General features: G+C 65.4%; 27 protein-coding genes. 17 read left to right on the top strand and 10 right to left on the bottom strand.

The genetic code is table 11. The annotated features are described in order from the left end of the window. Positions 1-151 precede the first annotated feature (151 nt). Positions 152-778 carry a TetR/AcrR family transcriptional regulator gene (locus ACQPYR_RS34340; RefSeq protein WP_433622999.1) on the top strand — a complete coding sequence of 209 codons (627 nt, stop codon included), beginning with the start codon at positions 152-154 and terminating at the stop codon, positions 776-778. A gap of 235 nt (positions 779-1,013) precedes the next feature. Here ACQPYR_RS34340 and ACQPYR_RS34335 read toward each other — a convergent pair whose 3' ends face one another. Both ACQPYR_RS34335 and ACQPYR_RS34330 read right to left on the bottom strand, forming a co-directional pair. After that, positions 1,014-1,433, bottom strand: a complete 420-nt coding sequence (locus ACQPYR_RS34335; RefSeq protein ID WP_433622998.1) for a zinc-ribbon domain-containing protein — start codon at positions 1,431-1,433, stop codon at positions 1,014-1,016. A 411-nt stretch (positions 1,434-1,844) separates the two neighbouring features. Further along, the gene (locus ACQPYR_RS34330) at positions 1,845-3,080 is read right to left on the bottom strand and encodes an MFS transporter (RefSeq protein ID WP_433622997.1); all 1,236 of its coding nucleotides are present in this window, start codon (positions 3,078-3,080) and stop codon (positions 1,845-1,847) included. Between the two features lie 88 nt (positions 3,081-3,168). Here ACQPYR_RS34330 and ACQPYR_RS34325 point away from each other — a divergent pair, with 88 nt between their 5' ends. The 6 genes from ACQPYR_RS34325 to era all read left to right on the top strand — a co-directional run bounded on the left by ACQPYR_RS34325 (position 3,169) and on the right by era (position 8,595). Next, positions 3,169-4,086, top strand: coding sequence for a LysR family transcriptional regulator (locus ACQPYR_RS34325; protein WP_433622996.1), 918 nt, complete (start codon positions 3,169-3,171; stop codon positions 4,084-4,086). A 219-nt stretch (positions 4,087-4,305) separates the two neighbouring features. Then, positions 4,306-5,370 (top strand): PhoH family protein, encoded by a 1,065-nt coding sequence (locus ACQPYR_RS34320; protein WP_433635317.1) that lies wholly within the window; start codon positions 4,306-4,308, stop codon positions 5,368-5,370. Positions 5,371-5,434: 64 nt separating this feature from the next. Beyond that, positions 5,435-5,989, top strand: coding sequence for an rRNA maturation RNase YbeY (gene ybeY, locus ACQPYR_RS34315; protein ID WP_040688009.1), 555 nt, complete (start codon positions 5,435-5,437; stop codon positions 5,987-5,989). Continuing rightward, a complete protein-coding gene (locus ACQPYR_RS34310; protein WP_433622995.1) occupies positions 5,986-7,335 on the top strand; it encodes a hemolysin family protein in 1,350 nt (449 codons plus the stop codon). Before ybeY ends, ACQPYR_RS34310 begins: the two co-directional genes overlap by 4 nt. Next, positions 7,332-7,691, top strand: a complete 360-nt coding sequence (locus ACQPYR_RS34305) for a cytidine deaminase (RefSeq protein ID WP_433622994.1) — start codon at positions 7,332-7,334, stop codon at positions 7,689-7,691. The genes ACQPYR_RS34310 and ACQPYR_RS34305 overlap by 4 nt, the downstream gene beginning before the upstream one ends. Then, entirely contained in the window at positions 7,684-8,595 is a 912-nt protein-coding gene (gene era / locus ACQPYR_RS34300; RefSeq protein ID WP_433598995.1) for a GTPase Era, read from the top strand. The genes ACQPYR_RS34305 and era overlap by 8 nt, the downstream gene beginning before the upstream one ends. Before the next feature lie 314 nt (positions 8,596-8,909). Here era and ACQPYR_RS34295 read toward each other — a convergent pair whose 3' ends face one another. Continuing rightward, positions 8,910-10,340, bottom strand: a complete 1,431-nt coding sequence (locus ACQPYR_RS34295; protein ID WP_433622993.1) for an amidase — start codon at positions 10,338-10,340, stop codon at positions 8,910-8,912. 163 nt (positions 10,341-10,503) lie between these two features. Between ACQPYR_RS34295 and ACQPYR_RS34290 the strand changes: the two genes are divergently transcribed. Together ACQPYR_RS34290 and ACQPYR_RS34285 are read left to right on the top strand one after the other, a co-directional pair. Next, entirely contained in the window at positions 10,504-11,370 is an 867-nt protein-coding gene (locus ACQPYR_RS34290; protein WP_433622992.1) for an alpha/beta fold hydrolase, read from the top strand. Then, entirely contained in the window at positions 11,357-11,956 is a 600-nt protein-coding gene (locus tag ACQPYR_RS34285) for a TetR/AcrR family transcriptional regulator (protein WP_433622991.1), read from the top strand. The genes ACQPYR_RS34290 and ACQPYR_RS34285 overlap by 14 nt, the downstream gene beginning before the upstream one ends. 86 nt (positions 11,957-12,042) lie before the next feature. On the opposite strand, the gene ACQPYR_RS34280 is transcribed toward ACQPYR_RS34285, so the two are convergent. Genes ACQPYR_RS34280 through ACQPYR_RS34270 form a run of 3 tightly spaced genes read right to left on the bottom strand, consistent with a single transcriptional unit; the run spans position 12,043 to position 14,843 of the window. Then, positions 12,043-12,816 (bottom strand): M15 family metallopeptidase, encoded by a 774-nt coding sequence (locus tag ACQPYR_RS34280; RefSeq protein ID WP_433622990.1) that lies wholly within the window; start codon positions 12,814-12,816, stop codon positions 12,043-12,045. Between the two features lie 21 nt (positions 12,817-12,837). Continuing rightward, on the bottom strand, positions 12,838-13,365 hold the full coding sequence (locus ACQPYR_RS34275) for an HIT family protein (RefSeq protein ID WP_433622989.1): 528 nt from the start codon (positions 13,363-13,365) through the stop codon (positions 12,838-12,840). Then, positions 13,362-14,843 (bottom strand): AAA family ATPase, encoded by a 1,482-nt coding sequence (locus ACQPYR_RS34270; RefSeq protein ID WP_433622988.1) that lies wholly within the window; start codon positions 14,841-14,843, stop codon positions 13,362-13,364. Before ACQPYR_RS34270 ends, ACQPYR_RS34275 begins: the two co-directional genes overlap by 4 nt. Positions 14,844-15,062: 219 nt before the next feature. Between ACQPYR_RS34270 and recO the strand changes: the two genes are divergently transcribed. The 7 genes from recO (at position 15,063) to ACQPYR_RS34235 (ending at position 21,331) form a co-directional block, all read left to right on the top strand. Beyond that, a complete protein-coding gene (recO, locus tag ACQPYR_RS34265) occupies positions 15,063-15,848 on the top strand; it encodes a DNA repair protein RecO (RefSeq protein ID WP_433598994.1) in 786 nt (261 codons plus the stop codon). Positions 15,849-15,901: 53 nt separating this feature from the next. After that, complete coding sequence (locus ACQPYR_RS34260; RefSeq protein ID WP_063040848.1) at positions 15,902-16,726, top strand: isoprenyl transferase; 825 nt, start codon at positions 15,902-15,904, stop codon at positions 16,724-16,726. 31 nt (positions 16,727-16,757) lie between these two features. Further along, on the top strand, positions 16,758-17,168 hold the full coding sequence (locus ACQPYR_RS34255; protein ID WP_433622987.1) for a hypothetical protein: 411 nt from the start codon (positions 16,758-16,760) through the stop codon (positions 17,166-17,168). Between the two features lie 84 nt (positions 17,169-17,252). Beyond that, the gene (locus ACQPYR_RS34250; protein WP_433622986.1) at positions 17,253-18,215 is read left to right on the top strand and encodes an ABC transporter ATP-binding protein; all 963 of its coding nucleotides are present in this window, start codon (positions 17,253-17,255) and stop codon (positions 18,213-18,215) included. 1 nt (position 18,216) lies between these two features. After that, a complete protein-coding gene (locus ACQPYR_RS34245; protein ID WP_433622985.1) occupies positions 18,217-18,996 on the top strand; it encodes an ABC transporter permease in 780 nt (259 codons plus the stop codon). A gap of 481 nt (positions 18,997-19,477) precedes the next feature. Continuing rightward, positions 19,478-20,638: a histidine kinase gene (locus ACQPYR_RS34240; RefSeq protein WP_433622984.1), complete on the top strand. Its 1,161-nt coding sequence runs from the start codon at positions 19,478-19,480 to the stop codon at positions 20,636-20,638. 87 nt (positions 20,639-20,725) lie between these two features. Continuing rightward, positions 20,726-21,331, top strand: a complete 606-nt coding sequence (locus ACQPYR_RS34235) for a response regulator (protein WP_433622983.1) — start codon at positions 20,726-20,728, stop codon at positions 21,329-21,331. 227 nt (positions 21,332-21,558) lie between these two features. On the opposite strand, the gene ACQPYR_RS34230 is transcribed toward ACQPYR_RS34235, so the two are convergent. Then, positions 21,559-22,179: a TetR/AcrR family transcriptional regulator gene (locus tag ACQPYR_RS34230; RefSeq protein ID WP_433622982.1), complete on the bottom strand. Its 621-nt coding sequence runs from the start codon at positions 22,177-22,179 to the stop codon at positions 21,559-21,561. A gap of 102 nt (positions 22,180-22,281) precedes the next feature. Here ACQPYR_RS34230 and ACQPYR_RS34225 point away from each other — a divergent pair, with 102 nt between their 5' ends. After that, positions 22,282-23,259: a hypothetical protein gene (locus ACQPYR_RS34225; protein ID WP_433622981.1), complete on the top strand. Its 978-nt coding sequence runs from the start codon at positions 22,282-22,284 to the stop codon at positions 23,257-23,259. A gap of 60 nt (positions 23,260-23,319) precedes the next feature. Here ACQPYR_RS34225 and ACQPYR_RS34220 read toward each other — a convergent pair whose 3' ends face one another. The 3 genes from ACQPYR_RS34220 to ACQPYR_RS34210 all read right to left on the bottom strand — a co-directional run bounded on the left by ACQPYR_RS34220 (position 23,320) and on the right by ACQPYR_RS34210 (position 25,183). Then, positions 23,320-24,282, bottom strand: coding sequence for a hypothetical protein (locus tag ACQPYR_RS34220; protein ID WP_433622980.1), 963 nt, complete (start codon positions 24,280-24,282; stop codon positions 23,320-23,322). A 113-nt stretch (positions 24,283-24,395) separates the two neighbouring features. Continuing rightward, positions 24,396-24,836, bottom strand: a complete 441-nt coding sequence (locus tag ACQPYR_RS34215; protein ID WP_433622979.1) for a Fur family transcriptional regulator — start codon at positions 24,834-24,836, stop codon at positions 24,396-24,398. Beyond that, positions 24,833-25,183, bottom strand: coding sequence for an ArsR/SmtB family transcription factor (locus ACQPYR_RS34210; protein ID WP_433622978.1), 351 nt, complete (start codon positions 25,181-25,183; stop codon positions 24,833-24,835). Before ACQPYR_RS34210 ends, ACQPYR_RS34215 begins: the two co-directional genes overlap by 4 nt. Between the last annotated feature and the right edge of the window lie 93 nt (positions 25,184-25,276).

Here is a 25,276-nt window from a genome sequence, read left to right as displayed (position 1 = left end):
CAGATTGGTCCGAGTGTATGATGATAATTGCTCGAGCTGGGACAACGACGGCCGTGTGGTAGCGTCGAGCCCCTGAACTGGACGGTCGGCGGGGTTGTCCCGCTGTCGGTTTCGCATGCGAGGGACATCGTTCGAACCGAGGAAGCGAGCAGTGGCAGGAAGGCGCGGGTGGGGCGGGAGTCCGCCGAACAGCGATGAAGAAGCGTCCCGTCGAATAGTCGCCGCCGCAGTAGATCTGATCGGACGGACGGGTGCGGAGATCAGCATCGCCGACGTCGCGGAGTCGCTCGGTGTCATCCGTCAGACGGTGTATCGATACTTCCCCAGTGCGGACGCGCTGATGCAGGCCGCGGCCATCGCTTCGGTCGACGGCTTTCTGGACCGGCTGACAAAGCAGGTCAGCGGTATCGAGGACCCGGTCGAAGCCATGACCGAGGGCGTGGTCTTCACGCTTTCAGATGTGCGTCGAACGCCTCACCTGGGCATTCTGCTGTCGAGCACATATTCGAATGTGCACCCCGAAGGCCTCACCTCCGAAGCGGCACAAACCTTCGGCATGACCATGATCAAACGCTTCGACGTCGATTGGGCGCGTTACGGATACGACGACGCGTCGCTGCACGAACTCGTCGAATACATCCTGCGAACGATGCAGTCGTTCTTCATTTCTCCGGGCAATCCGCCCCGGAGCGAAGACGAACTGCGTCGGTATCTACGGCGCTGGATGGGAGCCGCGATCATCGCCCAACCCAGGGTGGACGGACGACACGGGGGCTGACCCGTTGTCCGGTCACGGGTTTCCTCGAGCGCAGCCGGGAGGTGTTCGGTCAGGTCGTAGCCGGCGTCACGCAGGGAGATACTCGCGAGGACCTGCAGCGCCGGACCGTCGAGACCGGCGACCAGCGCGTCACAGGCCGCCATCGCCACGTCGGCTCCCGAGCCCACACCCGCGCTCCAGAGGGCCGTGGTGTTCTGGAGCGCGGTGGCGGCTGGGTGTGCGGTCATGCTGCGGTCTATGGGTGTCGGGGTGTGTTGGGGCCGGGCTGCTGCTGCCAGGGCGCGTTGGATCCGCCGGGGGCGGGCTGCTGCCACGGAGCGATGGGTGCGCCAAGAGCGGGCTGGTGCTGCCAGTTGGTGTTGGGAGCGACGAGGGCGGGGTGCTGCGGGTGCGCGTTCGGGCCGGGATGCTGGGGCCACTGGCCGTGCGGCTGCTGAGGCTGGGTGGAGCCCATCTTCTCGGCGTTGGCGCGGGCGATGAGGCCGGTGACTTGGGGTACGGCCAGGGGCGTCGATGCGCCGCACCAAGTGCATTCGATGTAGTGCTTGTTGCCGAGTGGAAGGATCGGGATGAAGAAGATGGTGAATGTGGTGGCGAGTCTGCGCAGGGCGTGTGCGGCGGGGTTGCCGCAGCGGCCGCAGACCAAGGTGATCATGGCGAGTGTGTGGAGACGCTTCTGCCAGCCGAAGATCAGCATGTGAAACCCCCGAAGAAAGAGAATTCAATATCGGTCACAGTAGTAGATCGGCCGGGCTGCCTCCGTAGTTAACGGACGGCCACCCCTGCGGTTTGCGCATATGGCCCAAATGCTGCGGTCTTATCCGTGGATCGATATCCAGTGGCTTTGCTTATAAATTGCTGGAATCCGAACTCAGGTGCACATACGGCCGTTCGCAGTCGGCCCCGAGATCGTTGCCCGCACCAGCCCGTCATCCGAGTCCGCCGCGCCGGCGACACCGGCTCCCCTACGAAACACGTCGTGCCGCCTTCGCCGCCGCGACCCACGCTTGGTCCAGACGTCGGCCTGCGATCTCGCGGTCATGAGCGCCGCAGGTGACCACCGATATCAAGCCGTCGGCGCGGCACAGACCTGGGAAGCGGCAACGGCTTCGAATTCGCGACGAGCGTGAATCATCAAGTACCACACCAGAACTGCGGCCACCACCATCAGCGCACCGACGCTGGCCGCCAGACCGACCCATCCTCCCTTCGCATATGCGATGCCTGCAGTACCGCCGATGACGGCGCTGCCGAGGTAGTAGGTGAACAGGTACAGCGACGACCCGGCGCCACCGGGAGCTATCGCGCCGACCCAGGTGCTCGCTACCGCGTGGGCACCGAAAAACCCTGCGGTGCAAAGGGCTATCCCAAGGATGACCGCGATCAATTGGTCCGGGACGCTGACCAGGACGCCGGCACCCATCAGCGCGACGGATGCCGCGAGCACGCGGTGCTTGCCGATGCGGTCGGCCCAACGCCCGGCAGCCGCAGCGGCAAGTGTGCCCGCCAAGTACAGCAGGAACACCGAACCAGCAACGGCCGCAGGCAATTCGAACGGCGGCCGGGTCAGCCGATAGCCGAGGAAGTTATAGATCGATACGAACCCGCCGACCAGTACGAAGGCCAACCCGAACAGTGCCAGCAGCCCGCCGTGCCGCAACGGCGCGCCGATATCGCGCAGCACGGTGCGCATTCCGGCGGGTCGAGCGACGAACCCGCGCGACGGTGGCAACCCACGCACGAACCAGACGGTGCACCCGGCCGCCGCAACGCCAACCGCGGCCTCGGCCCAGCGCCACGAGGTCAGATCCAAAGCGAATGCCGGAATCAACCGCCCGGACAACCCGCCGATCGATGTGCCCGCGACATAAACACCCATCGCCGCGCCCAACCCGTCGCCACCGATCTCCTCCGCCAGATACGCCATCGCGACGGCAGGCACTCCGGCCAACGCCACCCCCTGCAACGCCCGCCCCACCAACAGCACTTCCAGCGATGGACTCAGCGGCAGCAGCAGACCGATGGCCGCCGACATCACGGCCGACCCCGTCATCACTCTGGTCCGCCCGATCCGCGAGGACAACGCACTCACCGGCACGATCGCCAACGCGAGAAATCCGGTGGTCAACGAAACGGCCAACGCGGCCTGCGCCGGAGCGACCCCGAATGCCGCCGACAGACTCGGCAGCAACGCCTGCGCGCTGTACATCGACACGAAGGTGGCCAGCCCTGCGGCGAACAGCGCAGTAGTGATCCGGCGTTCGTGCGATGTGCTGGTCGAGCGGATATCCGTGCTGGTCATGGCACCAGAATCGACACTTGTCATTAAGAAGGGAAATGAATAGTAATCTGGTTTCTAATGCACTAGACGCATAAGGAGAGGTCTGTACGTGCTGGGTGACGACCTGCTGTGGTTCACGACACTGGCCGAATTGGAGCGCGTCGGCGCGGCCGCCGAGCGGCTGCACATCGCCCAGCCGACGCTCTCGCGCATGCTGGCCCGCCTCGAGCGCCGTCTCGGTGTCGAACTCTTCGACCGCCACGGAAAACGCATCGTGCTGAACGAATTCGGCCGAACCTACTACGAGCACGCCCGCCGCGCCCAGTCCGAACTCGATGCCGCCGCCCAGGCCGTCGCCGACCTTGCCGATCCCGCGAAAGGCGTTGTCCGCCTGTCGTTTCAGCACTCCTTCGGCAGCTGGCTGATCCCACAACTGATCGGCGGTTTCCGCCGCGGGTCCTCACGCATCTCGTTCACTCTCTGGCAGGGTGCGTTCGACGCGGTAATCGATCAGATAGTCGACGGCACAGCGGATTTGGCGATCGTGTCGCCCCGTCCGTCGGCCCCGGGGATCGGCTGGCGCAAACTGCTCGCACAGCCGCTCGCGCTGGCCGTGCCCGCGGAACATCGGCTCGCCACCCGCCGACAGATCCGTCTCGCCGAGCTCGGCGACGCCGAATTCATCACCATGCATCCGGGTTTCGGTATGCGCCGCATTCTCGACGAACTCTGCGCCGCCGCGAATATCCGCCCCCGCATCGCCTTCGAATCGAGCGATCTGCTCACCGCCGCAGGTCTGGTCGCGGCCGGACTCGGCGTCGCGCTGCTGCCGCTGGAAGATCCCACGCCCGCAGCCGGTTCGCTATCGGGCATCGTGACCGTCCCGCTCACCGATGCCGCAGCGGCCCGCGATGTGGGGCTGATCTGGTCGGCGACCGCCCCGCCATCGGATGCGGTGCGGCGATTTCGTGACTTCACCGAGGATTGGGCACGCCGGCGCGGGGGAATCCAGATGCCACGACGGTAGGCAGCGATCAGCAGGCAATCGCCACCCCATCAGGTCCGCGGTAGCCATTTATTCACTGCCTGTTGTCAGTGGGGCGCGTTAAACTTTCATCAACGACGCAGCAATTCGAGACCGGAAAGCAGGCTATAGCCACTTTTGAGAACACAAGGCGAGATCGGCGACCCGACTACCCCCACTGCAGGCGGGAGTTTACCCACCCCACCGACTTCGTCGGCCTCCATCCCCCGAGGTGCAGACAACGGTACGGGCCCGGCGGCGCGAACCGTGCGTTCCAGCATCGAACTCGCTCCCGAATCCGTGTTCCCCTTCCTCGGTTCGGCCGACCAGAACCTGCGTGAACTCGAGCAGTTGCTGGATGCGGATATCCATGTCCGCGGCAATTCCGTCACGCTCACCGGCAAGGCGGCCGATGTCGCGCTCGCCGAGCGGGTGATCGAACAGCTCGTCGCGCTGACCGGTCGCAATCGAGTGGTGACCCCGGAGGCGGTGCGCCACACCGTATCCATGCTCACCGAGGGTTCCTCGGAATCCCCGGCCGAGGTACTGAGCCTGGACATTCTGTCCCGGCGCGGTAAAACCATCCGGCCCAAGACGCTCAACCAGAAGCGCTATGTCGACGCGATCGACGCCAACACCATCGTGTTCGGCATCGGCCCCGCGGGTACCGGCAAGACGTATCTGGCGATGGCCAAGGCCGTGCAGGCATTGCAGTCCAAGCAGGTCAACCGGATCATCCTCACCCGTCCCGCGGTCGAGGCGGGCGAGCGGCTCGGCTTCCTGCCCGGCACGCTCAACGAGAAGATCGATCCCTATCTGCGCCCGCTCTACGACGCGCTGCACGACATGATGGATCCGGAGGCCATTCCGAAGCTGATGGCGGCCGGCGTCATCGAGGTGGCACCACTGGCTTACATGCGCGGTAGAACCCTCAATGATTCGTTCATCATCCTGGACGAGGCGCAGAACACGACTGCCGAGCAGATGAAGATGTTCCTCACACGCTTGGGATTCGGTTCGAAGATCGTGGTAACCGGTGACGTCACCCAGGTCGACCTGCCAAATGGCGCGCGCTCGGGTCTACGCGCGGCCAGTGAGATCCTGACCGGGATCGAAGATATCCACTTCGCCACGCTGACCAGCAGCGATGTGGTCCGGCACCGGTTGGTCTCCGATATCGTCGACGCCTACGAGCGGGCCGAGGCCGAGCGGGTAACCCAGGTCGGACCGCACTATCCGGGCAATCGCGCACAGCGGCGCGCCGCGAGCCGGGGAGATCGGCGATAGTGCGCCGGACGTGTCCGGGCCAGCCGCGCGGTGCGGGCCCGGGCACACCGAATACCCTGATCAGGTGAGCATCGAGATCGCCAACGAGTCGGGTGTCGACGTACCCGAAGAAGACCTGGTCAGTGTCGCGCGATTCGTGATCGGCCGGATGGACGTGCATCCGGCGGCCGAGCTGTCGATGGTGCTCGTCGATCTCGACACCATGGCGGATCTGCACATGCGCTGGATGGACCTACCCGGCCCGACCGATGTCATGTCCTTTCCCATGGACGAACTGGAGCCCGGTGGTCGACCGGACAGTGCCGAACCGGGGCCGTCCATGCTCGGCGATATCGTGCTGTGCCCTGAATTCGCCGCAGGCCAGGCCCGCAAGGCCGGTCACTCGCTCGACCACGAACTCGCGCTGCTCACCGTGCACGGCGTGCTCCACCTGCTCGGCTACGACCACGCCGAGCCGGAGGAGGAGAAGGAGATGTTCGCACTGCAGGCACGACTGCTCGAGGAGTGGTACGAGAGCCTGCGTGAGGCTCAGCGGCGCGCCGAATTGGCTGAGCGCGATGCCCGGCTGCTGGGGAAGGCCGGTTTCACAACGCCCGGTGAGGCGCTAGGCCCCGCGTGAATTCGCTGACCCTGATCCTGCTGGCGGTGCTGCTCGTCCCGGTCGGCGGGGTGTTCGCCGGAGTCGATTCGGCGCTCAACACCGTCTCACCGGCGCGTCTCGACGATATGGTCCGGGCGGAGCGGCCCGGCGCGGTGCGGCTGACCAGGATCGTGGCAGATCGGCCGCGATATGTGAATCTGCTTGTGCTGCTTCGTATTCTGTGCGAGATCTGCGCGACGGTGCTGTTGGCGGCGGCGCTGATTCCGCTGTGGGACGACAATTGGGCGCTGCTGTTCACCGCGGCCGTCATGGTGCTGGTGGACTATGTGGTGATCGGGGTCGGACCGCGCACACTGGGCCGTCAGCACGCTTACTCCATTGCTTTGGCCTCGGCGCTGCCGCTGCAGTTCATCGGCACTGTGCTCGGTCCGGTCAGCAGGCTGCTGATCCTCATCGGTAATGCGATCACCCCGGGTAAGGGATTTCGCAACGGCCCCTTCGCATCCGAGATCGAGCTGCGGGAAGTCGTCGAGATGGCCAGTGAGCGCGGTGTGGTGGCCGACGACGAACGCCGCATGATCCAGTCGGTCTTCGAGCTCGGCGATACCCCTGCGCGCGCGGTCATGGTCCCGCGCACCGAAATGGTCTGGATCGAGGCGGATAAAACTGCGGCACAGGCGATGTCGCTCGCGGTGCGCAGCGGTCACTCCCGCATTCCGGTGGTAGGCGAGAACGTCGACGATATTCTCGGCGTGGTGTACCTGAAAGACCTTGTGCCGTACGCGGATAGGAGCCGCAAGGTGCAGGTGCGCGATGCCATGCGCCCTGCGGTGTTCATGCCCGACTCCAAACCGCTGGACAGCCTGCTCGACGAAATGCAGCGCCGCAGAAACCATATGGCGCTACTTGTCGACGAATACGGGGGTATTGCCGGGTTGGTGACCATCGAGGATGTGCTCGAGGAGATCGTCGGTGAGATCGCCGACGAATACGACACCGACGAAACCCCGCCCGTCGAAGACCTCGGCGACGGCCGCTACCGGGTTTCGGCACGACTGTCGGTCGACGATCTGGCCGAGCTGTACGGCCTGGAAATCGAGGAGGAGGACGTCGACACCGTCGGTGGCCTGCTCGCCCACGCACTGGGCCGGGTGCCGCTGCCCGGCTCCAAAGCCGTCGCGCACGGCCTGGTGCTGCGCGGCGAAGGCGGTGCGGACGCGCGGGGACGGGTGCGGGTGCACACCGTCGTGGTGCGTAAGGCGCCGGAGAAGTCGCATGCCGAGAAGGCCAACGGCAAGCGTAAAAGTAACGGATCCGAGCGGGAAGTCCCGACCGATCGTGATGAGAACGGAGACAGCGAATGACCGAATTGGACGCCGAAGACACCAAACTCGTGGTGCTGGCCAAGGGTGCGCTCGGCCGCACCACCGGTAACTCGGGTGCCGCCATCCGCGATACCGACGGCCGCACCTACGCGGCCGGTGATGTCGCCCTGCAGTCCCTGCGACTGACCGCCCTGCAGGCCGCCGTCGCGGCCGCGATCTCCAGTGGCGCAGAGGGATTCGAAGCCGCCGTGGTCGTCAGCGGCAAACTGTCGGATGCGGGCGTCTCCGCGGTTCGCGAGGTTTCGCCCGAGGCGCGCATCGTCTTCACCGACCGCTCCGGTGCGGTCTTCGAGATCGTCGACGATGCCGCGGGCGCGGAGGTGCAGGGTGGCTGATAAGTCCACCGAATTCCGTTCCGGCTTCGTCTGTTTCGTCGGCCGCCCGAATACCGGCAAGTCGACGCTGACCAATGCACTTGTCGGCCAGAAGATCGCGATCACCTCCTCGCGCCCGCAGACCACCCGCCACACCATCCGCGGCATCGTGCACCGCGAGCACGCCCAGCTCATTCTGGTCGACACCCCAGGTCTGCACCGCCCGCGCACGCTGCTCGGCCAGCGCCTGAACGACCTTGTCCGCGATACGTATTCCGAAGTCGATGTGATCGCGCTGTGCATTCCCGCCGACGAGAAAATCGGACCCGGCGACAAGTGGATTCTGCAGCAGATCAAGCAGATGGCGCCGAAGACCACGCTGCTCGGTGTGGTCACCAAGATCGACAAGGTGAGTCGCGACCAGGTCGCCGAACAGCTGATGGCGCTGTCGCAACTGCTCGGCCCGGAGCACGACGTCGTACCGGTCTCCGCCGTCAAAGGCGAACAGGTCGAGGTCCTCGTCGACGTCATCGCCTCGAAAATGCCTGAGGGCCCGGCCTTCTACCCCGACGGTGAGCTCACCGACGAGCCCGAGGAAACCCTCATGGCCGAGCTCATCCGCGAGGCCGCCCTGGAGGGCGTCCGCGACGAACTCCCGCATTCGCTCGCCGTGGTCATCGAAGAAGTCCTCCCGCGCGAAGAAAACGAAGACATGCTCGACGTGCACGCCTTGCTCTACGTCGAACGCCCCTCGCAGAAGGCCATCGTCATCGGCAAGGGCGGCGCCCGCCTCAAAGAGGTAGGCACCAACGCCCGCAAGCAAATCGAACACATCCTCGGCGTCCGCATCTACCTACACCTGCATGTCAAGGTCGCCAAGGATTGGCAGCGCGACCCGAAACAGCTCGGCAAGCTCGGGTTCTGACGTAGGGTGCAGGCGGTTTGCGCCAATCGCGCCCGGCGCGAGCGCGCCCGCGATGTAAATCGTGCCGCCATCGCACTGCGACTGCGCGGTACCGACTATCTCGGAGTCACCGGGACGCTGTACTTCTCCCGAGGTCGGGTGGCCGACGAGTCGACCATCGGCATTCTCGTCGCCACCGGCCTGGGGAAGTCCGAACAGCCGCAGCAGTGCTTGCTGATGTATCCGCAGGGTGTCGTCAACGGCCGGGGTCCGGATGGGTGCCCGGCGGGCACCAAGAGCGATACCCAGGTCTGGACCCCGCCCGATCGGTGCACTCACCACCACTGTTCGGGACGATTGCGGTCCCAGCGGAGTTCCGATTCCAGTTGCGCCGCAACGGAAACAAGAAGCGGTTCGGTGTTCGCGGTGCCCATGAGTTGTGCGCCCACCGGCAGGCCGGTGTCGGTGAAACCGGCCGGGACATTCACCGCGGGCCAGCCGAGTACATTCCAGGGCCAGGTGTATGGGCAGGCGGCAGTGATGAGGTCGTTGGTGGCATTGACGCCGATGCCGTCGATTTCTTCGGCACGCGGCGGGGGAGTCGCGGTGGTGGGTGCGAGCACCAGATCGTAGTCGCGGAAGAAGCCGCCGATTCGCTTGTGCAGCAGCATTTCCGCCTGACGCGCCGCGAACAGTGCCGGTCCGCTGAGCGCGCGGCCGAACCGGACGTTCGCGGTGGTGCGCGGATCCACCTGTACGCCAGGCATTTTGTCGTAGACATGGCGGACACCAGCCAGCGAGCGCGGCAGGAAGGACGCACCGATCATGATGCCGTAGTGCAGATCCGCCACGGTTACCGAATGACCGAGGCGGCGCAGTGTGGTGGCGATGCGCTGCACCGCGACTTCGACCTCCGGATGCAGCGCGGTTCTGGTGGCGGTGAACGGGATTCGCAGCGAGAGGGCGATGCGCAGTCGTCCCGGATCGCGGCCGACGGCATCGGAGACGGTGAGCGGTTCGGGGGTGTGCAGATCGCCGGGATGCGGTCCGGCGGAGGTGTCGAGCAGTAATGCGGCGTCGGCGACGGTGCGGGCCAATGGTCCGTTCACGGTAAGGCCGTGGAATGCCTCGGCGGCGGGCCAGGTGGAGATGCGGCCCCGCTGTGGTTTGATGCCGACGAGATTGGTCCATGCGGTCGGGATGCGGACCGAGCCCGCGCCGTCGGAACCCAGTGCGGCGGGCACCAATCCGGCCGCGACGGCGGCCGCGGAACCGCCGGATGAGCCGCCCGGTGTGTATTCGGCACCCCATGGGTTGCGAGTGTGGCCGAAGGCGGCGCCGCTGGTGAACGGCAGTTGGCCGAGTTCGCAGGTGTTGGTCTTGCCGACGATCACCGCACCGGCCGCGCGTAGCCGTCGAACCGATTCCGCGTCTTCGGTTTTCGGCGGGAGCTCGCCGCCGCAGCCGAATGCCGTTGGCTCACCGGCGATATCGGTGTCGTCCTTGATCGCAATCGGCACGCCGAGCAGGGGGAGTCGTTCGCCGGCGGCCAAGCGTTCGTCGGCCTCGGCGGCCTCGGCGAGCGCCTTTTCGCGCCGGACGATGCGGAAGGCGTTCAGTGTCGGCTGACTCGCCTCGACCCGGTCCAGTGCGGCGCCGACCGCGGCCACGGAGCTGATCCTGCCCTGCGCGAGTGCGGCCGCGTGGTCGGCGAGGCCGAGTTCGGCGGTCTCGAATGGGCGCAGGGTGGCGTCGGACACCGTCATGTGAGCTCCGTCTTCTTCGATCTTTCGTTGCACGGTAGCGCGGGAGCTGGTCAATCGTCCACATCGGCTCCCGAATCTCCACCCCAGGTAGGAGGCCGCGCTATAGACATACATACCGTATGTATGTAATGGTGGACATGAACTGCAAACACATGGAGGAACCATGGGAATCAGTACGTCACTCGGCCGCACGCATGAGGTGGATCTCCCCGGCGGCCGCATCCGGTATCACGACACGGGGGAGGGCGCGCCGGTCGTCTTCGTGCACGGCCTGCTCGTCAACTCCGATCTCTGGCGCAATGTCGTCCCCACCATCGCGGCGGCGGGCTATCGCTGTCTCAGTCCGGACCTGCCGCTCGGCTCACATGAAATCCCGGTCCCCGCAGCGGATCTCACGCCAACCGGGGTTGCCGATCTGATCGCCGACTTTCTGGAGCGGCTAGATCTCACCGATGTCACCGTTGTCGCCAATGACACCGGCGGCGCGATCACCCAGTTGTTGCTGACCCGTCGTCCGGAGCGGATCGGCCGCGTCGTCCTGGCCTCGTGCGATGCCTACGAGGCATTCTTCCCGCCTGCCTTCGCGGCGCTGCCCCTGCTGGCGCGGGTACCCGGCTCGCTGCGACCGCTGACCGAGTTGATGCGGATCCGCGCGCTGCATCGGCTGCCGATCGCTTTCGGCTGGGTGACAAAGCGCCCGGTCCCGCCCGAGATCGCCGACTCCTACCTGCTGCCGAGCCGGAATTCGGCGGCGATCCGCAAGGATCTGCGCCGGTTCCTGAAGACCGTGCATCGCCGGTACACGCTCGAGGCCGCGACCCGATTCCCGGCGGTGCGAGTTCCGGTGCTGGTCGCATGGGCTCGCGAGGACAAGATCTTCCCGGTGAAATTCGCCGAACGCCTGGCCGCCGACCTGCCGAACGCGACCCTGAAGTTCATCGACGACTCCTACACCTTCCTGTCCGAAGATCAGCCCGAGTTGCTCTCCGAAACGATTCTGGAGTTCACTCGGGCGCATGCAACGCCGTAGTCAGGAGGATCGCTCCCGTGCCACCCGAGCCGCGCTCGAGCAGGCCGGTCGCCGGTTGTTCGCCGAGCGCGGTTTCGCGGCGACCTCGGCCGAGGAACTCGTGACCGAGGCGGGAGTCACCCGCGGCGCCCTGCACCACCACTACGGCGATAAGCGCGGTCTGTTCCTGGCCGTGCTCGAAAAAATAGAGGTCGAGACCACGCAGGAAATCGAAAACACCATCGGCGCAGGCAATCCCGATGACATTCTCACCTCGATGGCGATCGGCCTGAATGTCTTCCTGGAGATCTGTCAGCGCCCGGAGATGATCCGCATCACCCTCTACGACGGCCCCGCAGTACTCGGCTGGCAGGCGTTTCGAGAATTCGAGGCGCGCCATGGGCTGGGGTTGGTCATCGCCCAATTGGAACGCGCCCGTGACGCCGGGCTGATCGCCGATGCGCCGATTCAGGTCCTGGCCCAGCTCATCTTCAGCGCGGTCACCGAGGCGGGGTTGATCGTCGCGCACGCCACAGACAAGGCGGCCGCACAAGCCCAGGCCCAGCAGTCCCTGATGCTGCTCATCGGCGGCATTCTCCGCACCTGAGGTGCGTCGCAGAACTAATGGTCTCCACACATATCTCGCACCTTGTGTGCGGAGTGCACTGATTATGCGAGGTTGCGCAGGGGGCGCTATCGGATGGGGAAGTCGAAGTAAGTGCTCGGGAAGGGCTCGGGTTTCAAGGTGAAGTGCCACCATTCTTCGGGGAGGTTTTTGAAGCCGTGCTCGTTCATGAGGTTCACCAGCAGCTCCCGCAGGGCCCGCTGGCTACCGCTCGGTGCCGGGCTGGACGTATGCGCGAGTGGGTCGAAGCAGTCGTAGCCGGTGCCGAAGTCGAGGCTGTTGTCCCGGAAGCGCTGATCGGCGGGCAGTGTGCAGGCGCGCAGCGGATCACCGCCGTGATACTGCTCCTGATCGGCGGGCGGCAGCGCGACGATCGTGAGATCCAAGGTGCTGCCCCGGCTGTGCCCGGACTTCTCCGCGATGTATCCGTCCCGGAACAGATTCGCCTTGTCCACCGTCGGATAGAACTCCGCCCGCATCTTGGTATCGCCGAGATCCTTTGCCCAACTGACGAATTGGTCCACCGCCCGCTGCGGCCGGTAACAGTCGTAGGTCTTCAGCCCCAACCCCATCGGCCGCAATTCCAGCTGCACTTCCACAAGCGCCGCAGCCGCGTCTTTCGTCAACAAGCACTTGGGCGCCTCATACCCATTGATCCGCGCACCGATGAAGTTGTGCTCCCCGAAGTACCGCGCATCGACAACGATCGTCGAATCCAACTCCGTCACCGAAACGAACGCCGTCTCATCGGCCGCGGGCGAGCTCGGGTTGTCTGCACAACTCGCGACCGCGGCAGCCGCGACCGCCGCCAAAACCACTGAGCAGAACCGAATTCCGCGCATCCGCAGATCATAGTCGCGGATCTACTTTCCCGAACCGAGTTCCGCCCGCAACCGCCTACCCAACTCCGCCGCTTCCGCCCCGGACCAAGGAATCACCCCGTTCTCCGCCATCAACGCATGAAACTGCTGCTGCTCATATGGAGTGCCAGGAGTGAGCGGCTGTACATGCCAGTGCACATGCGCATTGCCCTGCTGGCTGCCGAGCGAGAGCAGATAGGTGCGCTCGGACGGCACGACGGCTTCCACCGCAAGCGCGACCCGATGAAGCACCGCCTGCAATCGCAGGTACGCGTCCTGTTCGAAATCCCGAACGACGTGTTCGACGTGCATCTTCGGCGCCACCAGCACATGTCCGTACATCGTGGGATATCTCCCGAGGAAAGCAACGTGCTCATCGTCATCGAACACGACTTCGTGCTCGGACCCGGGTGTACCGGCAACAAGGTCGCAGACGAAGCAAGGCCCCGACTGCACCCGCTGTCGATAGCCCGCCAGATCGAACGGCACCCGATCTCGTTGACTGTGCATCTTCTCACTGGATTCGTTCATGACAGGTAGAGGCGGTCGAGGTCGATCAGCTGGATGTCTGGTCGGCCGGCGGCTGTGCGTTCGAGGTCGACGGTGAAGCCGGTGGTGCAGAACAAGGCCAGTACGACGTCGGTGGTGTCATAGCCGAGATCGGTCAGTAGTTCCTTGATTCGGACGAGGCGTTCGAGATCGGGTAACCCGCGACGATCGAGTGTCGCCTTGGCTTCTCCGATCACCGTCACGCGCCGACCGGCCACGGCGAGCACGTCGATCTCGTGCTTGCAGCGGCCCGGATTGTCTTGGACGGTAGCGAATCCGACGTCTCCGAATCCCGCCGGGCTACCGAGTTCGTCAGGCGCGAAGCGAAGTGTCCAGTCCCGGGCGAGTTCCGCGAAGTGGGCACCGAGGATATTGGAGCGGAAAGTCGGTGCCGCCGCCTGCCAGACTTGTTGGGCGCGACCGAATTCGAGCTGTCCGAGATGTGGTGCTGTGATCAATCGATCGAAGCGGATGACCGGGTCCGAGACCGTGATCGTCGGCTTGCGTGCGCGTAGCATGTCTTGGCTCTTGGTGAGGTAGCCTGCGGATTCGAGAACGCCGATCGGATAGCGCACGGAGTTGGCGTCGCGGCCGATCGCGGCGCCGATCTTGCTGGGTGTGGCGTTGCCCGAAGCGACGGCGCTGAGTATGTCGAAATACAAGGCACGGCTGCTGATTCGCGGATCTTCGCGCAGCAGGTAGTCCACCTCGGTATGGGTGAAGACGCCGATGTCCGTGGTCAGCAAGTTGTCGACGACCCATTCATCGAATTCTCCGATCGAGCCCGGCGCGCTTGTGATCAGCGAGCGGTAGCCGGGGATACCACCAACACAAGCGTGGACGCGCAGGGCTGCCGCCGGGTCTGCGATTCCCCACAGCCGCGCGGCTTCTCGGTAGTCCAGGGCGGGTAGCCGCAGATCCATCATCACGCGACCGCGCAGCGGCTTTGCGCCGGAAAGTAATTCGTTCATGACGCTCAACGCCGAACCGCACAGGACCAGTCGTCCGCCGGGTCCGTCGCCGTTCTGCGAGGCGTCGTATAGATGCTGGATCAGCGAAGGCAGCTGAGGCGCGTTGGCAGTTGCGTAGGGAAATTCATCGATTACCACGAGGGGTGGCCGGCCTGTGGGCGCTGTGCGTGCTGCTGTTTCCAGCGCGGATCGCAGCAGCCGCTCCCACGGCTCCGGTTGTCCGAGCGCCGAAGCGGGCAGTCCGGCGTGCTCTGCGATCGTGCCGGTGAACCGCACGCGAGCGGCACGATCGCCCTCATCCTGGACGCATACCGCGTACAGGCCGCCGACCTCGTTGCACGCCGCTGCGAGCAATTGCGTCTTACCGGTCCGGCGTCGACCGGAAACCAAACCGATCCGCAGCGGACCGTCGATGCCGCCATCGAAGAGAAACCGCTCGACAGACCGCCACTGCCGGTCACGTCCAACGATGGTTGTCGGCTTGTCCACGTCCACCTCCGCCGTTGAGGTAAGCCAACATACTGCTAATTAGTGTAAATCGATTTACCCTAATTAGAGTAAATAGCGCTGCAGAAGATGTCGTGGTGGTCCTGGCAGGTGTGAATCGCAGCGCACGCATCGGCTCCAGGACTTCTCGTAGAGTGCGATCGAGTTGATTCGAGCTCGTGCCTGACGGTGGGCGTCGGCCATTCGTGAAAGGATGGGCAGGTGCGGTTGTATCGGGACGAGGCGGTGGTGGTTCGCCAGCATAAGCTGGGGGAGGCGGATCGCATTGTCACGTTGCTTACGCGGCAGCACGGGTTGGTGCGGGCGGTGGCCAAGGGGGTGCGGCGGACCAAGTCGCGGTTCGGGGCGCGGTTGGAGCCGTTCGCGTATGTGGACGTGCAGCTGCATCCGGGGCGCAATCTCGACACGGTCACCCAGGTGCACACCATGGAGGCATTCGCCGCCGATATCGTCGACGATTACGGCCGCTACACCACGGCCTGCGCGGTACTGGAGACCGCGGAGCGGCTGGCGGGTGAGGAGCGCGCGCCCGCACCGAAGCTGCACGCATTGACCGCGAGCGCGCTGCGGGCGATCGCCGCCAAACAGCGCCCGCACGAGCTGATTCTCGACGCATACCTGTTGCGCGCCATGGGTTTTGCGGGCTGGGCACCTGCGCTGGACGAATGCGCGCGCTGTGCGACACCCGGCCCGCATCGTGCGTTCCATGTCGCCGCGGGTGGTGCGGTCTGCGTGCACTGCCGCCCCCCGGGGTCGGCCACTCCGGCCCCGGGCGTGCTCGATCTGCTGGTCGCTCTGCTGAAAGGCGAGTGGGATTACGTCGAGCAGGTCCCCGATCAGATCCGCAGACAGGCCAGCGGCCTGGTCGCGGCGCATCTGCAGTGGCATCTCGAGCGTCAGCTGCGCACCCTTCCGCTGATCGAGCGTTCACGTTCGGCAGACGCGGCGACCGGGCTGGAGCCGTCAACCGCCGCACAGGCGGGCTGAAGAGGCGAGACGTCGTCGCAATCCCTCCACAACCATCAGGCAGGATAGGTGCCGTGATCCTCCGTCGAGACTCTGCCGCGCCGACCAGGTCGACCAGCGCACGGTCGGGTGCCGAACGCACCGTCCGCCCGCCGTCGCCGCATCCATCGGGGGCGACGCCGCCGGAACTGCCTGCGGAGTTGGTGCCCAAGCATGTGGCGCTGGTGATGGACGGCAACGGTCGTTGGGCACAGGAGCGCGGGCTGCCGCGCACCGCGGGGCACGAGCGCGGTGAGGCGGTCCTGATGGACACCGTCGAGGGCTGCATCGAGATCGGCGTGAAGTGGCTCTCGGCCTACGCCTTCTCCACCGAGAACTGGCGGCGCAGCCCGGAGGAAGTGCGCTTCCTGATGGGGTTCAACCGGGATGTCATCCGTCGCCGTCGCGACGAGATGCACGAGATGGGTGTGCGAGTGCGCTGGGCCGGGCGGCGACCGCGCCTGTGGCGCAGCGTGATCAACGAACTCGAGACCGCGCAGGAGCTGACCAAGGACAACACGGTGATGACCCTCACCATGTGCGTCAATTACGGTGGTCGCGCCGAAATCGCGGATGCGGCAAGGGAAATCGCGCGTCGTGTGGCCGCGGGTGAGATAGATCCGGAGCGGGTGACCGAGGCGACGATCGCCAAATACCTGGACGAGCCGGATATGCCGGACGTCGACCTGTTCCTGCGCCCGTCCGGCGAATTCCGCAGTTCGAACTTCCTCATCTGGCAGTCCGCCTATGCCGAATACGTCTACCAGGACACGCTGTTTCCCGATTTCGACAGGCGCAACTTGTGGGAGGCCTGTCTCCAGTACGCTTCGCGTGATCGCCGCTTCGGGGGGACCAAGTGAACGGCGGCAGCAAATGAACGGCGGCACCGACATGGACGCAGCAGTCACCCCCGAACAAGAGCTACAGGCCCGCGCCGGTGCCTGCCTATCGCTCTACGACGTCGATGTGCGCGTCGACCCGGACGGTTCGATCGGCTTCGAATACGAGGGCGCGCTGTGCTCGTTGCGCGCGGTAACGCTGGCACCCGGCCTGGATGTGCTGACGCTGACCTGCGTGCTGGCCTGGGACCGGCCGCTCAAGCCGCAGTTGCACAAGCGAGTCGCCGAGCGCAACAGCGCGATTCAGTTCGGTTCGATCACCCTGATCACCCGCGGCAACCAGGCCGATGTCATGCTGCGCTACACCTTCCCGGCCGCCGGTCTGGACGATCAGGCGCTGGCTACCATGCTGCTGCTCGTGCTCTCCGGCGCGGGAAAAGCGCGGCAGGGACTGCTGCCCTGAACCGCTGACCGCATGACAGATGTCATGGCAGGTTCGTGACACTCGTGCGAGGTACCGGCCCCCGGTTCGGGTGACCGTTGAGTCATGACTTCGGCACTGACATCCACGGCCATTTTCGGCGCGGCGGGCGGCTCGGGCAGGCACCGGGCGTCGTCCGCGATCGAACTGCGCGACCTGCACAAGAGCTTCCGGCTCCCGGGCGGCGGCGAGGTGCATGCCGTCGCCGGACTCGACCTGGTGGTCGCGCCGGGGGAGATCGTCGCCTTCCTCGGCCCCAATGGCGCGGGTAAGACCACCACTATCGATATGTTGCTCGGGCTGGCCACGCCGGACTCCGGCAGTGTCCGGGTTTTCGGCGGACCACCGGCGGAAGCGCTTGCGGCAGGCCGTATTTCGGCGGTCATGCAGTCCGGCGGGCTACTGCCTGATCTGACCGTCGCCGAGACCGTGCAACTGGTGGCAACTCTGCACGTGCATCCGCGTTCGGTCGGCGAGGTGCTCGCGCGCGCCGGTATCGCCGATATCGGCGGTCGGCTGGTCGGCAAATGCTCGGGCGGCCAGAAGCAGCGTTTGCGGTTCGCGCTCGCGCTGCTGCCGAATCCGGACCTCATCGTGCTCGACGAGCCGACCACCGGCATGGATGTGGAAGGTCGCCGCGAGTTCTGGAATGCGATGCGCGAGGACTCCTCTCGCGGCCGCACCGTCCTGTTCGCCACTCATTACCTCGACGAGGCCGACGCATACGCCGACCGGATCGTGCTGGTGCGCGCGGGCCGGATCGTCGCCGACGGCAGTGCCGCCGAGATCAAGAACCTGGCCGCGGGACGCGCCGTCAGCGCGACGCTTCCCGGTGCCGATCCGGCCCGCCTGCTCGCGGTCCCGGGCATCGACGACGTCGAGCTGCGCGGTGACCGAATCATCCTGCACACCAAGGATTCCGACGCCATCGCCCGCTATCTGCTCACCGAGACCGCCGCAGTCGATCTCGAAATCACCTCGCACAATCTCGAATCCGCATTCCTTGCGCTCACCACCGGAGATATCTGAAATGACCACCCTTGCCCCACAAGCTGTTTCGACGCACGTTCCGCTCGGCGGCTTCAGCCTCGGCTTCCTGCGCCTGGAACTGCGTCGCATGCTGCGCAATCGGCGCACCATGATCTTCACGCTGGTCATGCCGCCGCTGTTCTTCGTCATCTTCGGCCTGCAATCCGATTACCGGACAGAGTCTTTCGGATCGGGCAATGTGACCGGCTATGTGATGGTGTCGATGGCGGTGTACGGCGCGATGCTGGCCACCACCAGCGGCGGTGCCATGGTCGCGATCGAACGCGCGCAGGGCTGGAGCCGCCAATTGCGGCTCACCCCACTGCGTCCCGTCGCCTACATCGCCACCAAGGTCGCCGTCGCGATGGTGCTCGGGCTGGTCTCGGTTGCCGCGGTCTTCGTCATCGGGGGAATCTTCGGCGCCCACCTGACGGTCACCGCCTGGGTGAGCTGCTTCGTGCTCGCGTGGATCTGCTCGCTGGTCTTCGCCGCCTTCGGGCTGTTCGTCGGCTACCTGCTGCCCTCGGAGAATGTCATGCAACTGCTGGGTCCGGCCCTCGCGGGCCTGTCCTTCGCGGGCGGGCTGTTCATGCCGCTGCACGGCTGGTTCGAGACGGTCTCCAAGATCTTCCCGACAAACGGCGTCGCTACCTTGGCCCGCATGCCCTTCGGCGACACCAGCGGCGGGTCGATCGCACTGGCCATCCTCAATGTCGTCGTCTGGGCCACGATCTTCATCGGCGGCGCGGCCGTTCTCTTCCGCCGTGACACCGCAGGCTGACCCATCCGGCACGCATAGCCGCCTACCTGCGAGGGTGGGCGGCTATGCCGTGCGAGGCGGCGGCCCGGTGCGAATGGACCCGACGGTGCGTGGGGCGGTAGCGACGATGCCGCGGGGTCGGTCCTCGGATGGCGGTCGGCCGGGCCGCGCGGACTATTCATGCGATGCCGGGCGACCGTGTCGTGCGCCGGTGCGGGCGAATCGATCATGCCGTGCGCGGCGGGCGCACGAGGCTGTCGCCAAGAATTCCGCAGTGGCCGACGATGCCGCGGGCTGATCGCAGGGTGGGTCGGCCGTCCCGCGCGGGCCGGCTATGCGATGCTGGGCGACTGTCGGCGCATATGGGTGCCGAGCGAGTGTTCGGTGCGCTGCCGGGAGTGCCCGCGGCTGCCCGTTCGGTAGCGTCGACCGTTGTGATCGTTCACTGCGTGCCCAACCAGGATCGGGCTTACGCATGCGCGCTGTCGGTATGGGAGTTCCGATGGATGTGAAGTCCGTGCTGCGGGGTGGTGCGGTATCCGAATTGCTCGATCGGGTGGTTCGGGACGGCGGCATCGGGGCCACCACGAGGCGGCGTGGATGGTTCGGCGGGTTCATGTCGGTCATCTGGCTGTCGTACATGATCGGACCGATCATCCAGCGCTGGCAGGACGCGGATCAGCCGACGGCGAGTCTGGCGACCGCGACACTGTTCGTGTTCGCGGCGCTGATCGTCTGTTCCTTCATTGTCTTCCGGCGGGCCGAGGGCACCAGCCGCTGGGTGGAACGTCCGGTCGATCGGCGCATGTGGCCGGTACTCGTCGGTATGACGGCGTGCAGCGCCGGGTTGATGGCACTGCTCGGCGCGGTCGCGCTGCCGACATTGATCTTTGTCGGCGTGATCGCGATCTTTCATATGCCCTCACGCGAATCCGGTTATGTCGCGTTCGCGGTCACCCTCGCGATGTTGCTCGTGCCGGTGGTGCTGCCGCGCCTGGCCGGGGTGCCGTTCTATGTGTCGTTCGTACCCGCCCTGATCTGGCTGGCCAGGCAGCTCGGCCTGCGTGGTGAGCGGTTGGCCGAGCTGGCCCGACGGCAGCAGGCCGAACTCGCGATCGTCGAGGAACGCAACCGGGTCGCGCGCGACGTGCACGATATCCTCGGCCACTCACTTACTGTGATCACGGTGAAAACCGAACTCGCGCAACGGCTTATCGATGTGGATCTGGCAAGGGCGAAGGCCGAGATGGCCGATGTCGAGCGGCTGGCGCGCGAGGCGCTGGCCGGGGTGCGGGATACCGTCGGCGGTCTGCGCGAGGTATCGCTGCGCGGTGAATTGGCCAATGCTCTTACCGCACTGGCGGCCGCCGATATCGACGCCGCGCTGCCGGATGTCGTACCCGGTACGCGCAACAGCGAATTGTTCGGTTGGGTGCTGCGCGAGGCGATCACCAATGTGATCCGGCACAGTGCGGCCCGACATTGCACGGTCACGGTGACCGAGACGAGCATCGAGGTGGCCGATGACGGCCGTGGTCTGGGGACAGTCGATTCCGGGTCGGGACTGTCCGGCCTGCGCGAACGGGTGCGGGCCGCCGGGGGAACATTGACGCTGTCGTCGTCCGAGGGAGGTGTTCGTGTTCGTGCAACGGTGCCCGAGTGATCCGGAAACGGGTTCACACTCGTGCGGATTCTGCCGCGATTCGACCGCAAGTGCAGGCCAGTTCATGTCGTCGACGGAACATGTCGCGTGATCCGCCTGCTCCTCGCGGACGATCAGGCACTCGTCCGCGGCGCACTCGCCGCACTGCTCGGCCTGGAATCCGATCTGGAGGTCGTCGCGGAGGTCGGTCGCGGTGACGAAGTCCTGGACGCGGTCACGCGCACCACACCCGATGTGGTGCTGCTGGATGTAGAAATGCCGGGCATGGACGGCATCGCCGTCGCGGCGCAGCTGCATGCCGCCCATCCGGATCTTCGCATCCTCATGGTTACGACCTTCGGCCGTCCCGGCTACTTGCGGCGCGCAATCGACGCGGGCGCAAGCGGATTCGTCGTGAAGGACACCCCGGCCCGTGAGCTCGCGGACGCGGTGCGCCGAGTCCACATGGGCTTACGTGTTGTCGATCCCGCCCTCGCCACCGAAACCCTGACTGTCGGCACCTCGCCACTGACCGCCCGCGAACGTGAGGTCCTCGCCGCCGCGGCCGACGGTGCCACCGCAGGTGCCATCGCCGAACAGCTGCACCTGTCGGAAGGCACTGTCCGCAACCATCTTTCATCCGCCATCGGCAAAACCGGAACCAGCACCCGCGCCGAAGCGGTCCGTGCAGCCGAACGCCTCGGCTGGCTGTGACGAGCGACCACGCACAATGCCTCGCACCAGGTTTTGAAGGCTGTTGCCGAATGCGTTTCCCGGCGGTGGTTTCGTCACGTCGACGTCACAGAAGCCGGGGATCAAATCGCCTGCGGGTGAGCATGATTGCGTCGCAGTCGTCAACATAGCGGTGACCTGGATCACGGCCAAATCCGTCGGCAACGGCATCTGTGCCTTATGCGAGGCAGTGACTGGATATGCGACGTCTAGGAATCGACCGGCAGGACGGCGGGCTTGCCGTAGGGCAATAGCATCGCAACGCCGCGAGCCAAGGTATCCGGGTCGGGATCGCCGACGATCAAGTGCTGCAACATGAATCCCGGCACCAGGCCGACGATCGCCGTCGTGACCGCGTGGATATCGGTATCGGGCGGTAGCCAGTCGACCTCCACCATGCGCTCGACGTATTCGGTCCACCGATCACGCATCGCGACCACGGCGCCCTTCACGTATTCGGCCGCCTCCGCATGCACCAGCGCCAGCGCCCAAGCCTGTGGTGCGAGCCGGACCGGACCGGTCGGACCGCTGTGGTCGACTATGTACTCGGCGATGACCCGGACGAGTTGTGCCGGGGTGGGCAGCGGATCGGACCGGATCGCCCTGGTCATGGTGGCGCGCAGCTCGACCGTGGTATCGGTGGCCAGTGCGGCGATGATGTCGTTCTTGCCCTTGAAGTACCGGTAGACCGCCCCGGCCGAGAGGCCCGATTCGGTGAAGATGTCCTGCATCGAGGTCTCGTAGAACCCCTTGCGGGCGAAACATAGCTGCGCGGCGTCGAGGATCTGCTGCCTGCGACGTTCCAGGTGTTCCGCACTGACTCTGGGCATGGCTCCAAAGTAAAACGAATGCTCGTTCTTGACAAGCTCCCGGGGGCGTGCGACGGTATCCACATCGAAAGAGAACGGTCATTCGATTTTCGGGAGAACGTCATGAATACGATCCAGCGGGCAGTCGGTGTCGGCGTCGCTGCGGCCCTGCTCCAGGCATTGATGCTGATCGCCTTCGCCTGGCCCGCGGCTCATATCGCGCCGCGCGATCTGCCCATCGCCGTCAGCGGCCCACAGGCCGCGGTGGTCGCCGAGAAACTGACCCAGCACGATCCCGATGCCTTCGATATCAGCAACCCCGCCGACGAAGCGGCGGCGCGCGAGGCGATCGAGAACCGGGACGTCTACGGCGCTGTCATCACCGGCGGCGGCGCCCCGCGCGTATTGGTCGCCTCCGGCGCGAGTCCCGTTGTGGCACAACAGCTCACCGCGATCGCCCAGCAGCTGTCCGGTGTGCCGGCCACGCCGGTCGAGGATGTCGTGGCCGCCGATCCGGACGATCCGCGCGGCACCGCCTTCGGTGCGATGGTATTGCCGCTGGTCATGTCCGGTATCGCGGCGGGTGTGGTACTCAGCCTGTTGATTCCGTCGGTCGGTGGTAAGGCGATCGGACTGATCACCTTCGCCATCGCGGGTGGGCTGTTGAGCATCGTCATCATCCAGACCTGGATGTCGGTGGTCCCCGGCCCCTATCCGACGCTGGCCGCCGTCGCCGGTCTGGTGTCCTTCGCGGTCTCCGGCGCGGTCGTCGGCCTGTCCAGCGCGATCGGCCGCGCGGGCATCGGCATCGCCGCGCTGACCATGCTCCTGGTCGGCAACCCGTTCTCGGCCGCGACCTCGGCTCCGGAACTGCTGCCGCAGCCGTGGGGGGCCATCGGTCAACTGCTGCCACCGGGCGCCGCCGCGTCACTGCTGCGCTCGGTCGCCTTCTTCGACGGTGCCGCCGCTGCTGAACCCCTTGTGGTTCTTACTGTCTGGGCGCTCGCCGCCCTGGTGCTACTGGGTGTCGGCGCACTCCGCGGACAGCGCCCGGCGGCGGACTCCACCCCGGTCCGCACCGGCGAACCGGTCGCCGTCTGATCCCGAAATCGACCACAGGCCACCACTGCTCGGCAGTGGTGGCCTGTGTCGGTCGGTTTGTCAGGAGATGGTGAAGGAGAAGTTCGGCGCGGCGCCCTCACCCTTGTTTGCGTCGTAGGTCACCACGTAGGTGCCGGTGGCCGGGGACGGAACCACGAAAACGACGTAATTCTTCGCGTTGTCGATGGTTTCGTTGGTGTTCAGCAGCTCGTTGATCGGCCCGCGGATATCGGCCGGAATCGATTGGCCGTCCGGGGTTTTCACGGTGAAGTAGTCGTAGAAGACGTTCAGTCCGCCTGCGGAGATCCCGGGTCCACCAATGATCTTGATGCGCAACGAGAGATCCATCTTGTCGCGCTCGTTCTTGGTGTAGCTCGGAGCCAGTGTGCCGCCGGTGATTTCGATCGTCGTCTGATCCTGCACCAGTTTGCCGGTGACATTCAGCGTCTTCGGCGCGACACCTTCGACCTGAGCCGAGGCCTTCAGCGGAATCTTGGTCTGGTTATCCGAGGCCTGCCCGTAGATCACGGTAATGGTGTCGAGCAGGTGCTCGGCATCGTGCAACGTCTTGACCGACGTGGTGACTTTGCCGGTGGCCGAACCCTTTCCGGGCACGGTCGGCGAGTCGAAGCTCGCACCACCATCGACTTCCTTGTCGACCTGCAGGTAGGTGTTATTGCTGATCGTCTTGTTGTCGGGGGTGGTGTTCTTGTAGGTGATATCGATCAGCACCTTGGCGCCGCCGTATTCGTCGGGCACCACGGTCGCCTTGTCCACCGTGATATCGAAGCCCTCGTACCAACCGGTCCTGCCGATATTGCGGACAGTCGACTGGCCGCTTTTCGCCCCCGGCTGCTGCCCCTGGCCGACGGTGCTCTGCGCGGACGCCGTCGTGGTCGGTCCCGACTTGGTGTCCTTGTCGTTGCACGCGGTCATGAGCAGGGCGGAGCTGCCGATGAGTACGGCCGCTCCGATTGTGGTGATTTTCCGGCGTCTGTCCGCCGCAAAAATGGTCGATCGCACGCTGCCTCCCAGAAGATTTCGATCTCAGTGCGCGACGCCCGGAACCTCCGGACGTTATGTGATTCGCAGTGAAATCTTCCTCGGCGCCAGCGCCGTTAACCATGTGACCGCCATCACATTTTGGTGCGGTCCGCCTTCGCGCATTCGCAGCAGGTTCCGAAGATCTCCATGGTGTGGCTGACTTCGGTGAATCCGTGTTCGCAAGCGATGGTTTCGGCCCATGCCTCGACCGTCGGGCCCGCGACCTCGACGGTGCGACCGCAGTGTCGGCAGACCAGGTGGTGATGGTGTCCGGTGGAGCACTGTCGGTACACGGATTCGCCGGTGTCGGTGCGCAATACGTCGACGAGTCCGGCATCGGCCAGCGACTGCAGAGTGCGGTAGACGGTGGTCAATCCGATGCCTTCGCCGCGGCGGCGCAATTCGTCGTGCAACTCCTGCGCGGAGCGGAACTCTTCGATGTCACCGAGCAGCGCGGCGATCGCACTGCGCTGGCGGGTACTGCGAATGCCCACCGGCTTTTCCGGCAAGGCCGTCTTATCTGGCACGATCACCCTTCCTCGGCATGGGCCACGGCGTCGACCACGATATGCGCCAGGTGGTCGTCGACGAGTTCGTACAGCACTTCCCGGCCGGAGCGTTCCCCGTGCACTACGCCCGCGGACTTGAGAATCCGCAGATGCTGGCTGACCAGCGGTTGGGTGACACCGAGCACATCGACCAATTCGTGTACGCAACGCGGCGATTCACGCAATTGGAGCACAATGGCGATGCGCACCGGGGCGGCGAGGGCGCGTAGCAACTCGCCCGCGTCCTCCAGGACGCTCCGCGTCGGCACCGGCACCGGCGCGGGTGATCGGTACGGGTTGTGCGGGTGGGCGGTAGTGGTCTCGGCGGTCATCGAACCAACTCCTTATTGGAAAGCGATTCCATTTTGATATGCACAGTTGCGCATGTCAAACATGGGCCGCCGTGCGGTGGAAACCCGCTTGGT

It is taken from the genome of Nocardia sp. CA-120079, from assembly GCF_050955745.1.
Lineage (GTDB): Bacteria > Actinomycetota > Actinomycetes > Mycobacteriales > Mycobacteriaceae > Nocardia.
This window is presented reverse-complemented; position numbering and strand designations above follow the sequence as displayed.

Excerpts from the sequence above, each read along its gene's own strand:
- ACQPYR_RS34240 (WP_433622984.1), top strand. The coding sequence starts at position 19,478 with ATGGATGTGAAGTCCGTGCTGCGGGGTGGTGCGGTATCCGAATTGCTC.
- ACQPYR_RS34290 (WP_433622992.1), top strand. The coding sequence starts at position 10,504 with ATGGGAATCAGTACGTCACTCGGCCGCACGCATGAGGTGGATCTCCCC.
- ACQPYR_RS34285 (WP_433622991.1), top strand. The coding sequence starts at position 11,357 with ATGCAACGCCGTAGTCAGGAGGATCGCTCCCGTGCCACCCGAGCCGCG.
- ACQPYR_RS34335 (WP_433622998.1), bottom strand. The coding sequence starts at position 1,433 with ATGATCACCTTGGTCTGCGGCCGCTGCGGCAACCCCGCCGCACACGCC.
- ACQPYR_RS34280 (WP_433622990.1), bottom strand. The coding sequence starts at position 12,816 with ATGCGCGGAATTCGGTTCTGCTCAGTGGTTTTGGCGGCGGTCGCGGCT.
- ACQPYR_RS34250 (WP_433622986.1), top strand. The coding sequence starts at position 17,253 with ATGACTTCGGCACTGACATCCACGGCCATTTTCGGCGCGGCGGGCGGC.
- ACQPYR_RS34330 (WP_433622997.1), bottom strand. The coding sequence starts at position 3,080 with ATGACCAGCACGGATATCCGCTCGACCAGCACATCGCACGAACGCCGG.
- ACQPYR_RS34275 (WP_433622989.1), bottom strand. The coding sequence starts at position 13,365 with ATGAACGAATCCAGTGAGAAGATGCACAGTCAACGAGATCGGGTGCCG.
- ACQPYR_RS34230 (WP_433622982.1), bottom strand. The coding sequence starts at position 22,179 with ATGCCCAGAGTCAGTGCGGAACACCTGGAACGTCGCAGGCAGCAGATC.
- ACQPYR_RS34305 (WP_433622994.1), top strand. The coding sequence starts at position 7,332 with ATGACCGAATTGGACGCCGAAGACACCAAACTCGTGGTGCTGGCCAAG.
- ACQPYR_RS34210 (WP_433622978.1), bottom strand. The coding sequence starts at position 25,183 with ATGACCGCCGAGACCACTACCGCCCACCCGCACAACCCGTACCGATCA.
- ACQPYR_RS34295 (WP_433622993.1), bottom strand. The coding sequence starts at position 10,340 with ATGACGGTGTCCGACGCCACCCTGCGCCCATTCGAGACCGCCGAACTC.
- ACQPYR_RS34245 (WP_433622985.1), top strand. The coding sequence starts at position 18,217 with ATGACCACCCTTGCCCCACAAGCTGTTTCGACGCACGTTCCGCTCGGC.
- ACQPYR_RS34225 (WP_433622981.1), top strand. The coding sequence starts at position 22,282 with ATGAATACGATCCAGCGGGCAGTCGGTGTCGGCGTCGCTGCGGCCCTG.
- ACQPYR_RS34255 (WP_433622987.1), top strand. The coding sequence starts at position 16,758 with ATGGACGCAGCAGTCACCCCCGAACAAGAGCTACAGGCCCGCGCCGGT.